The organism is Acidobacteriota bacterium (assembly GCA_026393755.1).
In the GTDB taxonomy this organism is placed as follows: domain Bacteria; phylum Acidobacteriota; class Vicinamibacteria; order Vicinamibacterales; family JAKQTR01; genus JBAXOX01.
Genome location: JAPKZO010000019.1, coordinates 71,985 through 84,262, shown reverse-complemented (window position 1 = coordinate 84,262; position 12,278 = coordinate 71,985). Strand labels below are relative to the sequence as shown.

At 66.0% G+C, this 12,278-nt stretch carries 10 protein-coding genes; 3 read left to right on the top strand and 7 right to left on the bottom strand.

All coding sequences use genetic code 11. The features are described 5' to 3' along the window. Positions 1–92: 92 nt before the first annotated feature. The 4 genes from NTV05_07410 to NTV05_07395 form a co-directional block, all read right to left on the bottom strand. A complete protein-coding gene (locus tag NTV05_07410) occupies positions 93–527 on the bottom strand; it encodes a hypothetical protein (GenBank protein ID MCX6544230.1) in 435 nt (144 codons plus the stop codon). Position 528: 1 nt separating this feature from the next. Next, positions 529–786: a YtxH domain-containing protein gene (locus NTV05_07405; protein MCX6544229.1), complete on the bottom strand. Its 258-nt coding sequence runs from the start codon at positions 784–786 to the stop codon at positions 529–531. Between the two features lie 150 nt (positions 787–936). After that, positions 937–2,973, bottom strand: coding sequence for an excinuclease ABC subunit UvrB (uvrB, locus tag NTV05_07400; GenBank protein ID MCX6544228.1), 2,037 nt, complete (start codon positions 2,971–2,973; stop codon positions 937–939). Positions 2,974–3,014: 41 nt separating this feature from the next. Then, positions 3,015–3,950, bottom strand: coding sequence for a VWA domain-containing protein (locus NTV05_07395; protein ID MCX6544227.1), 936 nt, complete (start codon positions 3,948–3,950; stop codon positions 3,015–3,017). Positions 3,951–4,086: 136 nt separating this feature from the next. On the opposite strand from NTV05_07395, the gene NTV05_07390 reads away from it, so the two are divergent. Continuing rightward, positions 4,087–5,517, top strand: coding sequence for a DHH family phosphoesterase (locus NTV05_07390; GenBank protein MCX6544226.1), 1,431 nt, complete (start codon positions 4,087–4,089; stop codon positions 5,515–5,517). A 6-nt stretch (positions 5,518–5,523) separates the two neighbouring features. Here NTV05_07390 and NTV05_07385 read toward each other — a convergent pair whose 3' ends face one another. Beyond that, positions 5,524–6,921, bottom strand: coding sequence for a patatin-like phospholipase family protein (locus tag NTV05_07385; GenBank protein ID MCX6544225.1), 1,398 nt, complete (start codon positions 6,919–6,921; stop codon positions 5,524–5,526). Beyond that, on the bottom strand, positions 6,921–7,391 hold the full coding sequence (locus tag NTV05_07380) for a transcription elongation factor GreA (GenBank protein MCX6544224.1): 471 nt from the start codon (positions 7,389–7,391) through the stop codon (positions 6,921–6,923). Before NTV05_07380 ends, NTV05_07385 begins: the two co-directional genes overlap by 1 nt. A gap of 204 nt (positions 7,392–7,595) precedes the next feature. On the opposite strand from NTV05_07380, the gene NTV05_07375 reads away from it, so the two are divergent. Both NTV05_07375 and NTV05_07370 read left to right on the top strand, forming a co-directional pair. Beyond that, positions 7,596–8,405 carry an RNA methyltransferase gene (locus NTV05_07375; GenBank protein ID MCX6544223.1) on the top strand — a complete coding sequence of 270 codons (810 nt, stop codon included), beginning with the start codon at positions 7,596–7,598 and terminating at the stop codon, positions 8,403–8,405. A gap of 68 nt (positions 8,406–8,473) precedes the next feature. Next, positions 8,474–9,745: a replication-associated recombination protein A gene (locus NTV05_07370; GenBank protein MCX6544222.1), complete on the top strand. Its 1,272-nt coding sequence runs from the start codon at positions 8,474–8,476 to the stop codon at positions 9,743–9,745. Between the two features lie 7 nt (positions 9,746–9,752). On the opposite strand, the gene NTV05_07365 is transcribed toward NTV05_07370, so the two are convergent. Then, the gene (locus NTV05_07365) at positions 9,753–12,278 is read right to left on the bottom strand and encodes an MASE1 domain-containing protein (GenBank protein MCX6544221.1); all 2,526 of its coding nucleotides are present in this window, start codon (positions 12,276–12,278) and stop codon (positions 9,753–9,755) included.

The window sequence follows — 12,278 nt, the reverse complement described above, 5'->3', positions numbered from 1 at the left end:
AGAGTCACCTTCGTGAGGAGGGCCGATCCGATGGGGACGTTCTATCACCGCAAGGCGCTCCCGGTCAACGTCGGGATGCGCCGGCACGATTTCTACCCGATAAACAGCGGGTCCTCGTCGTCGAAGCGACTGGCCGCGAGCCGGCCTTCACCGCCCCGGAACGAGCGAAACGCGGCGATCACGGCGCGCAGGGACGCGACGACGGCCATTCCCTCGCGCATGGGTCCCACGATCACGCCCTGGACCATGGACATCGTCTCTTCGGCGCGCCTGGTGGCGCTGGAGAGCAGCCGATCAATCCGCTCGACCTGCACCGCGGCGAGGCTGGTCGCCTCCTGCATGTTGTCGGCCACGCGCCTCAGCCGATCGGCCAGCGGGCCAATCTCCTGCTGAACCTGACGCGACACCTGATCGACCCGCCGGGCCAGCCGGACCATCATGATGATGGCGCTCACCTGGACCACGGCCATGACCAGGGTCGCGACGGCAATGATGCCCAGGAAGAGACTCGCATTCTCGCCGGTCAAGTTAGCCCTGCTCTTTCTCGCCGCGGGCGGACTGATAGGCCTCACGCCCGCGCTCGACGGCGGTCGCGAGATTCTCTTTCTGTTGCTTGAGGAACTCGCGAGTCTTCCCCGCCTGCTCGCGCGCCCTCTCGCTGATCATCTCCCGGGTCTCCTCGCCCTTCGCCGGCGCGAACAGCAGCGCGACGACGGCCCCGATCAGGGCCCCCAGCGTGAAGGCGACCACGACTCCACCGGCTCCGCTGTGTCGATCGTCTGACATGGTCCGAGACTCCTTCGGGTGTTTGGGTGACCGCCGGTCATCAGGCGGAACCGCGCCGCCGCCCGACGGCTCGAGCCGGACCCGATCTCCGACCCGCTGGGACCATCATACAACTTCTGGCACCGCCGCCTCGGGGAATGGCCGGCCCGCTCAGGAATTCCTGTCGAATGCTCCGCCGGGCAGCAGCGCGGGATCGTCCACGCCCAGGCTTCTGGCCCGGAGCCGCTTGATGCGATCGCGCATCGATGCCGCCTTCTCGAATTCCTGGTTGGCGGCGGCGGTCTTCATCTCGCGCCCGAGTTCGGCGATCTTCGCGTCGATCTGGGCCTGGGTCATGAAGGGCTCTCCCCCGTCGCTCGCCGACGGCACGCCCATGTAGTCGCGCTCGTAGACACTCGTGAGCACGCCGTCAATCGCCTTCACGATCGACGCAGGCGTGATCCCGTGTTCGAGATTGTACGCCTCCTGCAGCAGCCGCCGCCGCCCGGTCTCGCTGATGGCGATCTGCATCGACCTGGTGATGGTACTGGCGTACATGATGACCCGGCCGTGCACGTTGCGCGCCGCACGGCCGGAGGTCTGAATCAACGATCCGGCCGAACGGAGGAACCCCTCCTTGTCGGCGTCGAGGATCGCCACCAGCGACACCTCCGGGAGGTCGAGGCCTTCACGCAGCAGGTTGATACCGATCAACACGTCGAACACGCCGCGCCGCAGATCGCGCAGGATCTCCGTTCGCTCGAGTGTCTCGATGTCTGAATGCAGGTACCTGACGCGCACTCCGAGTTCGTGGAAATACTGCGTCAGGTCCTCCGACATCCGCTTGGTGAGTGTCGTCACCAGCACCCGTTCTCCCGCCGCAGCGCAGGCACGGATCTCGCCGAGCAGATCGTCCACCTGGCCGACGACCGATCTGACCTCGATCGGCGGATCGATCAGGCCCGTCGGACGGATGATCTGTTCGACCACCACGCCGCCCGCCTTTCGAAGCTCGTGGGGCCCCGGCGTCGCAGACACGAACACCACCTGCTGCGCGCGCGCCTCCCATTCGTCGAAGGTCAGCGGGCGATTGTCGAGCGCCGAGGGCAGCCGGAATCCGTAGTTGACGAGCACCTCTTTGCGAGCCCGATCCCCGTGATACATGCCGCGAATCTGCGGCACGGTCTGGTGGCTTTCGTCCACGATCACGAGGGCATCGGCCGGAAGGTAATCCAGCAGCGTCGGCGGCGGTTCGCCCGGGCGCCGCCCGGTCAGGTGGCGCGAGTAGTTCTCGATCCCGTGGCAGTACCCGATCTCGCGCATCATCTCGAGGTCGAACATCGTGCGCTGGTGCAGCCGCTGCGACTCCACGAGTTTCCCGTCGGCCTGCAGGGCGGCCAGCCTGTCGGTCAGCTCGGCCTTGATGGACTCGACGGCCTGCCGGGTGCGATCGCGGGGCATCACGAAATGCGTCTTCGGATAGACCGCCAGGCGGTCGACGCGGCGACGGGTCTTGCCCGTCAGCGGGTCGAACGACGCGAGCGCGTCCACCTCGTCGCCGAACAGCTCGATCCGGATGGCCGACTCGTCGTACGACGGAAAGACCTCGACGATGTCGCCGCGGACGCGAAAGGTGCCGCGGGTGAATTCGTAGTCGTTGCGCTCGTACTGAATCTCCACCAGCTTGCGCAGGATCTCGTCGCGGCCGATCCGCTGGCCGCGTTCGAGCGGGAGCAGCATGCCGTAGTAGGCCTCCGGCGAACCCAGGCCATAGATGCACGAGACGCTGGCGACAATCAGCACATCCCGGCGTTCGAGCAGCGATCGGGTCGCCGACAGCCGCATCCGATCGATTTCGTCGTTGGTGGTCGCTTCTTTTTCGATGTACGTGTCGGTGGCCGGCATATAGGCTTCCGGCTGGTAGTAGTCGTAGTAGCTGACGAAGTACTCGACCGCGTTGTCCGGGAAGAAGCGCCTGAATTCCTGGAACAGCTGGGCGGCCAGCGTCTTGTTGTGCACCATGACGATGGTCGGCCGGTTCACGCGCGCCACCACCTGGGCCACGCTGAAGGTCTTGCCCGATCCGGTCACGCCCAGCAGCACCTGGTACGGATCACCGCGTCGCAGCCCCGCCTCGAGCTCGTCGATGGCACGGGCCTGATCGCCCATCAGCGCGAAATCTGAGACGAGCGTAAAGCGGTCAGTCACGGGGTGCATCCTGGACAGTCAGCGTGCAACACCACAGGCCCTCACGGGCTCTTCCGGTACGGCGCGAAATATCCCTGGCGGGATCGCGTCTTGAGACCTGGGCGCGTCACCTTGATGTCGACCTTTCGCCACGTGCCGTCAGCGCGCGTGTTGGTTGAGACGTAGCCGAGCGCGTACTGCGCCTTGATGTCAGCGAGCACCTTGTCGTACGCGGATTCGATGTCCTTGACCGACGACGGGAAGAACGCCTGACCGCCGGTAGGCGCGGACAGCCGCTGAATCCGTGACCGGGCGTCCAGCTGATGCGACGATCCCAGGTGGTCCAGAAATCCAATCGTGTACATCGTCACGTCGGACGCCTGGAGCAGCTCGATCACGTCCGGCAGATTGAGCGAGCTTCGGTTGTCGCCGGCGTCGCTGTAGGCGACGAGGATCTTCCGCCCCTCCTGAGATGCGGCGCCATGAAGGTACACGCCCAGCGCATCGTACATCGCCGTCATCCCGTCCGGTCTTCGACGCCGGATCCGCTCGATCAACCGGGCGAAGTCGTTCTGGCCGTACCGGGCGACACGCACTTCCGTGTCGAAATCCACCAGCGTGACGTCGACGGCTTCGGGCAGCGCGTTCAGGAACTTTACTGCCGCGGTGCGCGCCAGCGCGATGTCCTCGTCCATGCTGCCGCTCGTGTCGAACAGCAGGCCGAGGTGGAGTTCGGCCGCCGACGTGGAGTCACCGCCGCGCGAGAAGAACGTCAGTTCCTGCCGTTTGCCGTCCTCGTAGACCTCGAACTCGGTCTGGGCAAGGTCGGCGACGAGCGCGCCGCGTTTGTCCACGACGTTGACACCCAGACTGACCAGATCGACATTCGACCTGAACATCTGTGCACCGGGGCGCCCCGGCACCGCCAGCACGAGCAGGCCAATCGCCGCCACCGCGCGTCTGACGGCCAGTCCTCCCGCCGCTGACATCCTGCCCATGGGTAGATCTTATACCGGGCGCACGGCAGCCCTGCGGCGAGCAGCCCGTTCCGCCTTTCCCGGCCCGCCGTTGGCCGGCGACGTATAATCGAGAGAGTCTCGTGATGACCCGACTCGCACACGTTCGGCAGCGCTCATGAAGTGCCTCTCCATCTGCCACAGTGAACTGGTGATCAGGACACTCGAGCAGGTCCTGCCGCCCCGGTTCGACGTGGACTTTCTCGTCGACAGCCGTCCCCTGGCGCGACGGCTCCACGAAGCCGGCGTCGCGATCACCGCCGGGGACCTCGCCAAGACCGACACCTATCTCAAAGCCGATTTGTCCCCGCACACCTGCGTGATCGTCGAAGACACCGGCCGGCAGAGTCTCAAACGGGTGCTGCAGGCCATCACCGGCGCGGGCGCCACGCTGATCTACGTGCTGGCGACGCCGATGAGCGGCGCCAGCGGGAGTGCGGTGAGGCGCGAAGAACAGCTGCGAGCGCAGTTTCCCGAACTGAGTTTCCTGTCGCTCGCCGAACTGGTGGGCGGACCGCTGGTCGCCGAAATCAGCCGATCGCTGACCCGCGCCAGGGTCCAGCAGTATCAGCGCTACTTCAACGACGCCGATCGCATCCTGATCCTGCTCCACCACGACCCGGATCCCGACGCGATGGCCTCGGCGCTGGCATTGCGCAACGTGCTGCGTCGCACCAAGACCACCGCCATCATCGGGGCGCTCGTCGGTGTGACGCGGCCGGAGAATCAGCGCATGGCCAACCTGCTCGACATCCACGTCGAGACGCTGACGGAGCAGTCGGTCAAGGACTTCGAGCGCATCGCGATGGTGGACGTCCAGCCCCACTATTTCGGCGGCCTGCTCGACAAGGTCGATCTCGTGATCGACCATCACCCGGCGCAATCCGGATACGGCGCCCTCTTCAAGGACATTCGGCCGGACTACGGCTCGACCAGCACGATTCTGACCGAGCACCTGCGAGCGGTGGACGTGAACATCTCCGAGCGCACCGCGACGGCGATGCTGTACGCCATCAAGTCGGACACGTTGTTCTTCAACCGGCAGGCCAACCGCGTTGACCTGGAGGCGTTCTCCTACCTCTATCCGCTGGCGGATGCGACGATGATCCGGAAGATGGAGGGCTCGGACGTGACGTTCGAGCGGCTGTCATACGTCACCTATGCGCAGCGGGTCGGACTGGCGGGCGACCAGATCTTCTCAGCATTCCTGGGAACGATTCCCCGGGAGGATTTCATCCCGTACGTCGCCGATTTCTTCCTCCAGCTCGAAGACATCAAGTGGACGGTCGTCGCCGGCATCGTGCACGACACGCTGGTGATCTCGGTGAGGAACCTGGGCTACTCGCGCAACGCCGGCGAGCTGGTGAAGAAGGTGTTCGGAGACATCGGGAATGCGGGCGGTCATCGGGCGATGGCCAAGGCGGTCATCCCCCTGCAGGCCTTCTTTGATCGCCACGGCCGGCAGACCGACGAGCAGATCAACGTCACGATCAGAGATCTCACCCTGCAGTTTCTCCGCGACCACAGTCCGGCTGACAGGAAGAAGTAGCGGGGGCTATGGTGTGACGTCTGCCGCGCCCACAACCGGCTCCACAAATTGCCGGTAGGCGTCTGCATACCCCAGATCGACCAGTTCGGCCAGCGTCGCCATCCGATCGGATCGACCGTCATACGCCCCGCCAAAATCGAGCGGCCCGACCGGATTGTGATCCGGCCTGATGATGTGGAGGTTCTTGAATTGATCCGCCCGCGCCGACGACGCGTCTCTCAGTCCCGCGGTGTCGCGTGAAAGCAGCCACTGGCCGAGCCGGCCGTGCCCGTCAACGCGCGGATCGGTGAGGGCATGCGGTTCGCCCGGCGCAGGGGTCGCCGAGACGATGATCACCTGGTCGACGCCGGCAGCGACCACCTCTTCGAGGAGCCGGATGGTCGCATCCGGACGATCGCACAGCCGGTGGGTCTCGCCGCTCCAGTAACTATCGGCCGCGAACGTCACGGGCCAGGGCGGTGTGACGACCGGCAGCGACAACGCCGCAGCCAGGACGTCGACCACGTGGTCCCGGTCCGCGCCAGCCAGGTCGAGCGTCTCGTTGGCCCGGGCCGCCCATGCGGCAGTCCGGCGGCGCCGGCCGAAGAACGACGCGCGATACGGCTCAGTCAGGACGGCGGCGACCAGGTCGCGCCTCGCATCGAGGTCGTGCACAATCGCGATCACTTCCTTGAAGCCCGGCTGCCCGACGTTGTCCGAGAGTAGTTCCGAATACCGGCGAGAGAGCTGCACCGGATCCGGTTGGGGCACCTTGGCGCCGCCCGAAATCAGCCGCCACAACGCCAGGCGCCAGTGGTCGATCGCTTCGCGCGATGCGACCGGCGCGCCGAAGACCCGCCACCAGAAGCGGCCTTCCTCGCGATGACGCCCCCGAAGGCGGCCGCGGGCCGAGGCGACCGCCACCACGCCCACGCCAATGATGGCCAGCACGAGAACGATTTCGGCCAGCCATGACGGCAGTCGATCGGGCAGAAACGCCTCGTGGACCAGCCACGCGTAGCCATCGGCCCACGCGTTGCTCGCCTCGAGTCGCACCAGGCGCAGGAGAAACGCGATTGGGAAGACCACCAGGCCGAGCGCCAGCAGGCAGAGGGGAACGGCAAGCAGCCCCGCCACCGCGCCACCCAGCCATCCCAGCACACGCAGGACGCGCCGCCACGAATAGAACTGCCGCACGCGGGCCTGCTGCCAGAAGCCGTCAGCCTTCCACAGCGATTCGGCGCCGTCAATTGCCGCGAAACAGGCGCCAACAACGCCGATGCCGTGGCCAGCCACGAGATCGATCCGGACGCCGGCTTCGCCAAGGGCTTTGAGCACGCCAGCGTGGTACGCGCCCGCCGTCCCGGTGCCTGTCAGCACCAGCGCGGTTCTGGTTTTCGATGAGTAGGGCTCGGGCCCGACCATCAGGCCTCGTCGTGAACGGTGGTGAGTTTGACGATGTCGAAGCGACGAATGCCGGCTGGCGTGTCCACGACGGCCTCGTCCCCCGCCTGCTTGCCCACCAACGCCTTGCCGATCGGCGAACTGGTGGAGACCAGGCCCTTGGTGGCGTCCGCGTCCTCCGGCATCACCAACTGGTAGGTCATTTCCGCGTCGGCGCCATCTTCGCGCAGGACAATCGTCGATCCGAACGCCGCCCGATCGCGGGGCAGGCGATCGAAGTTCATCAGCGAAATCTCGGCCATCCGTTTTCGCAGCATCCCCATCCGGGCCTGCACGAACGACTGGCGCTCCTTGGCGGCCTGGTACTCGGCGTTCTCGCTGAGATCGCCCAGTTCGCGCGCGCGCTGGATCTCTCGCGGCAATTCTGTCCGCAGTTCCCGGTCCAGACCGCCTGCCTCGTCTTCGAGACGCTTCAGAATCCGGGACTTCATGCCGTCTTCCCGATGAGACCGATCGCTGGTCGTTCCCGACATGGAGGCTCCCATTTACGCTGCGCTCTGTTCGACAAGTCGCCGGAATGACGAATCAAAAGCGCGTCTGCCGTGTGTAGGGGCACGGCATGCCGTGCCCTTCTAATCGTCGAGTCTAGCATATCTGCTATCCTCTTCCTGGGCCTGGGAGCGACCAATCCTCACGTGATATCCATTCAGAGCCGCCAACATCCGTTCGTCCAACGCTGCCGGCAACTGGCCAGGGGATACGACCCCGAGACCGGCGACGTGCTGCTCGACGGGTTGCACCTGGTCGGGGAGGCACTGTCTGCCGGGCTGGGAGGCCTCACGGTAGCGGTGCGCCCGGACGTTCGTGAACAGCCAGATGTGGCACGGCTCGTGGACCAGCTGGCCGCCGCAGGTGCCGTCGTGCTCGATGCGGCGGCCGAAGTTGTCGCCGCCGCCAGCCCGGTGCGGACGCCATCCGGCATCGTCGCGATCGCGTCGTTCAGGCTCGCGCCGCTGGGAGAGATCTTCCGGCGCGCGCCGGCGCTCGTGGTCGCGGCAATCGACGTGCAGGATCCCGGAAACGTCGGCGCCATCGTTCGGTCGGCCGAGGCGGCGGGGGCGACCGGTGTTGTGGTCGCGGGCCAATCTGCCGACCCGCTCGGATGGAAGGCCATTCGCGGATCGATGGGCAGCGTTTTCCGAACCCCCGTCGCACGCGCCGAGACTATTGAGGGGCTGCTCGAGGGAGCACATGCGCGAGGCCTCCTCGTCATCGCGACGACACCGGCGGGAGGCCTGGCGCTGTTCGAGATGGACCTCGCACAGCCCGCGTTGGTGCTGGTCGGAGGTGAAGGCGGCGGACTGGCCCCGTCGATTGTCGCCTCCGCCGACGCCCGAATGCGGATTCCGATGGACCTGCCCGTCGAGTCGTTGAACGTTGCTGTCGCGACAGGCGTGATCCTGTTCGAGGCGCGCCGCCAACGGCTGGCTGCGAGCCGATTGTGACGACCGACGATCTGTTCGACGACGAACGTCCGCCTTCCCGGGCTGGCCGCGCGCCCCTGGCCGAGCGGATGCGGCCCTGCTCGTTCGACGAATACGTCGGCCAGGACGCGCTGCTTGGCCCCGGCCGGCCGTTGCGCGAAGCCATCGAGCGGGACCTGCTGCAGTCGGTCATCCTGTGGGGCCCGCCCGGCACGGGCAAGACGACGCTGGCGAGACTGATCGCGGTCTCGACCCAGGCCCACTTCATCGCCTTCTCGGCCGTGTTGGCCGGCATCAAGGAGATCAAGGAGGTGATGGCCGAGGCCGAGCGCGCGCGTCACGCTCGAGGGCGCCGCACGATCGTTTTCGTCGACGAGATCCACCGGTTCAACAAGGCGCAACAGGACGCCTTTCTGCCTCGGGTGGAAGGCGGCGATATCGTGCTCATCGGGGCGACGACGGAGAATCCGTCGTTCGAGGTGAATGCCCCGTTGCTCTCGCGATCGCAGGTGTTCGTGCTCCAGCCGCTTTGCGAGTCCGACCTGGTGACGGTGCTGTCGCGTGCGATGGGCGATGCCGAACGCGGCCTCGGTGCCGAGCGCGTGGACGTCGACCCGGCGGCGCTCTCCGCTATCGCCCGGTATGCCAACGGCGACGCCAGGGTGGCTCTGAATCTGCTCGAATTCGCCGTGGGGTCGGCGCCCGTCGTCCACGGCCGTGGCGTGGTTGACGAGTCGTTTCTGCGGTCATCGGTGGCCCGTCGGGCGCTCATCTACGACAAGTCCGGCGAAGAACACTACAACCTGATTTCCGCGCTGCACAAGTCCATGCGCAACAGCGATCCGGATGCCGCCGTGTACTGGCTGGCACGCATGCTGGAGGCTGGTGAGGATCCAATGTATCTGGCGCGCCGGCTCGTGCGGTTCGCGTCGGAGGATGTCGGCAACGCCGATCCGCAGGCGCTTGCCCTCACCATCGCCGCCAAGGACGCGGTCCACTTCATCGGGATGCCCGAGGCCAACACCGCGCTGACGCAGGCGGTCACGTATCTGGCGACGGCGCCAAAGAGCAATGCCGTCTACCGCGCGTACCTCCGCGCCGCCGCGGACGCGCATAGCGACCGCGCCGAGCCTGTGCCGCTGCAGCTGCGCAACGCCCCGACGAAGCTGATGAAGACGCTTGAGTACGGCAAGGGCTATGAGTACGCCCACGATGAGCCCGACGCGGTGACGGGGATGGACTGCCTTCCGCCGAATCTCACTGGCAGGAAGTACTACGAACCGACCGACCGTGGCTTCGAGAAGGAACTGAAACGCCGGCTGGACGGCTGGGAAGCCCTGAAGCGCAAGCGCAAGCCGTAGGGGTCGGCTACGCGTCCAGCACTTGCCGCACCTTCGCGGCGAGCGCCTCGGCTGAAAACGGTTTCGGCAGGAGTGCCACCCCTTCATCCAGCACGCCATGATGTGAGATCGCATCATCGGTGTACCCGGACATGTACAGCACCCTCGTCGCCGGCCGGGTCGCCCGGACACGCCTCGCCACTTCCGGACCGGCCATGCCGGGCATGATCACGTCGGTGAGCACGAGTTGGATCGGCTCCGAGAAGACCTCAGCTATCTTGATTGCGTCGGGCCCGCCCGCGGCCTCCAGCACTCTGTATCCGGAGCGCTCCAGCAATGTGCGCGCGAACGCGCGCACGGGACCGTCATCTTCGACCAGCAGGATGGTCTCCGAACCGCGGCTGCTCTCTGCACGACGCACATCGGCAACCGTTGCCGCCGCCGCACCTTCGACGATCGGAAGGAGTACCTGAAACACCGTGCCCACGCCGACTTGACTCGTGAACGTCACATGGCCGCCGCTTTGCCGCACGATGCCGTAGACGGTCGACAGACCAAGCCCGGTCCCCTTCTCCCGGGTCTTGGTTGTGAAGAACGGCTCGAATACCCTGGCCTGCACGGCCTCCGGCATCCCGGTCCCTGTGTCACTGACGACGAACATCGCGTGGGGACCGGCGTGGAGATTCCCGTGCTGAGTGGCGTCAGCCTCGCTGACCCGGACGTTGGCCGTCCTCATTGTCAGCTTGCCGCCGTGCGGCATGGCGTCGCGGGCATTCACCGCCAGGTTGAGCACGACCTGCTGAAGCAGATTCGGGTCGGCTTTCACGCTCCCGAGATCGGCGGCGAGGTCCGTGGTCAGTTCGATGTCTTCGCCAATCAGTCGGCCCAGCATGGACTCGACGTCGGTGATGATTGAATTGACATTGCAGACGACCGGCGCGATCACCTGTTTCCTGCTGAAGACCAGCAGCCGCCCCGTGAGTTCTGTGGCCCGTTCGGTCGCCTTCCGAACCTCGTCCAGCGCCTCGTGCTCGGCGCTCGCCTCCGGCATCGCGTCGAGTGCCAGCTCCGTGAATCCTCTGATCACCTGCAGCAGGTTATTGAAATCGTGCGCGATCCCACCGGCCAGCCGTCCCACCGCCTCCATCTTCTGCGCCTGACGCAATTCGGTCTCGAGGCGGCGACGTTCGGTCACGTCGCGGACGATCGCGGCCAACATCTTGCGGCCCTCGAGTTCGACCGCATTGAGGGCCACCTCCACATCGAAAAGCGCGCCATCGGAGCGGCGATGGGTCCATTCGAAATACTGGGGCTGACCCGCCAGTGCTGCGCGGAGTCGTTCCCGGGCCGCCTCAGTCGACCGCTGTCCGTCCGGCTGCAGCGGCGGTGACAGATCGAACAACGCCGCGCCGACCACGTCGTCGCGCGAGAGGCCGAACAAGACCTCTGCCCGGGGATTGCAGTCAACGCACTGCCCGGCGTCAATCAGGAGGATTGCGTCGTTGGCGTTCTCGAACACCACGCGAAACCGTCGATTAGCGCTGGCCGAGGCCTCCTCGGCGGCGATTCGCCCGGCTTCGCGCGCCATCGACAGTTGATAGTACTGCTCTGTGCTGGCCTGAGCGCGCCTGTATTCGGCCACGACGGCGGCAGTCAGAAGCGACGAGAGCACCGCGACAGACATGAACCCCTGCAGCAGCAGGACCTGGACGGTCACCGAAGAGGCTTCGGCGACGAATGGGCCGGACCCGTGGACCGTGCTCCAGATCGCGAACCCAGCCACGACGAGCGAGGCGACTGTGGCGAAAAACGGGCCGCTGCGAATGGCCGCCCACATCAGCCAGGGGAACACGAGATATAGCGGCCACCCACGCCCGGCATGGCGATCGTCGTACGGCAGAAACACCATCACGCAGACGATTGCCAGCGTGGCGAGAAGCAGACCGATCTCGAGAGCGCCCAGCAGGCCCTTTTCCTTGACGTAACGCACGCCGTCGCGCCACGCCAGAATAAGTGGTGCCACCTGAAGCATCCCGACGGCATTCGACATCCACCAGCTGAACCAGGTGGGCCAGAACGGCAACCCATGGTTGAGCGCGGTCACACCGCCGCCCAGGCTCGCGGTGATCGCGTTGCTGCCGATAGCCGCCACGAGCACAAGGGCGACGACTTCTTTCAGTCGGCCGAGTGTGAAAGGAGTGCCGACCACGCGCACCAGCAGGGTGGCGGCCAGGAACTGCTCGATCACGTCGGTCGTGGAGTACGCGGCCATCACCAGCAGCGGCGAACCGGCGAACACTCCCACAGCAGCGTTGGTCACCCACATGGCGCCCAGCCACAGCGGCCACCTGCGCTGAGGGCTGAGCATCAACACCGCCAGGACCATGCCGCTCGCCGGCCAGATGGCGGTGACGCTGTCGGGACCGGCCTGAGACAGGCTCGCCAGCGCCCATGCGACGTAGAAGGCCGCGCCGAACAAGCACAGCCGGAGCGCGGTCGACTCGGACACACGTCGGCCGATCGGAGAAAGAACCTGGTCGCCGACAGCATCCAT

Bases quoted from the DNA above. Each gene is read 5' to 3' on its own strand.
- NTV05_07405 (MCX6544229.1), bottom strand. From the start codon at position 786: ATGTCAGACGATCGACACAGCGGAGCCGGTGGAGTCGTGGTCGCCTTC.
- NTV05_07395 (MCX6544227.1), bottom strand. From the start codon at position 3,950: ATGGGCAGGATGTCAGCGGCGGGAGGACTGGCCGTCAGACGCGCGGTG.
- NTV05_07370 (MCX6544222.1), top strand. From the start codon at position 8,474: ATGCGGCCCTGCTCGTTCGACGAATACGTCGGCCAGGACGCGCTGCTT.
- NTV05_07390 (MCX6544226.1), top strand. From the start codon at position 4,087: ATGAAGTGCCTCTCCATCTGCCACAGTGAACTGGTGATCAGGACACTC.
- NTV05_07385 (MCX6544225.1), bottom strand. From the start codon at position 6,921: ATGGTCGGGCCCGAGCCCTACTCATCGAAAACCAGAACCGCGCTGGTG.
- NTV05_07365 (MCX6544221.1), bottom strand. From the start codon at position 12,278: ATGGATGCTGTCGGCGACCAGGTTCTTTCTCCGATCGGCCGACGTGTG.
- NTV05_07380 (MCX6544224.1), bottom strand. From the start codon at position 7,391: ATGAAGTCCCGGATTCTGAAGCGTCTCGAAGACGAGGCAGGCGGTCTG.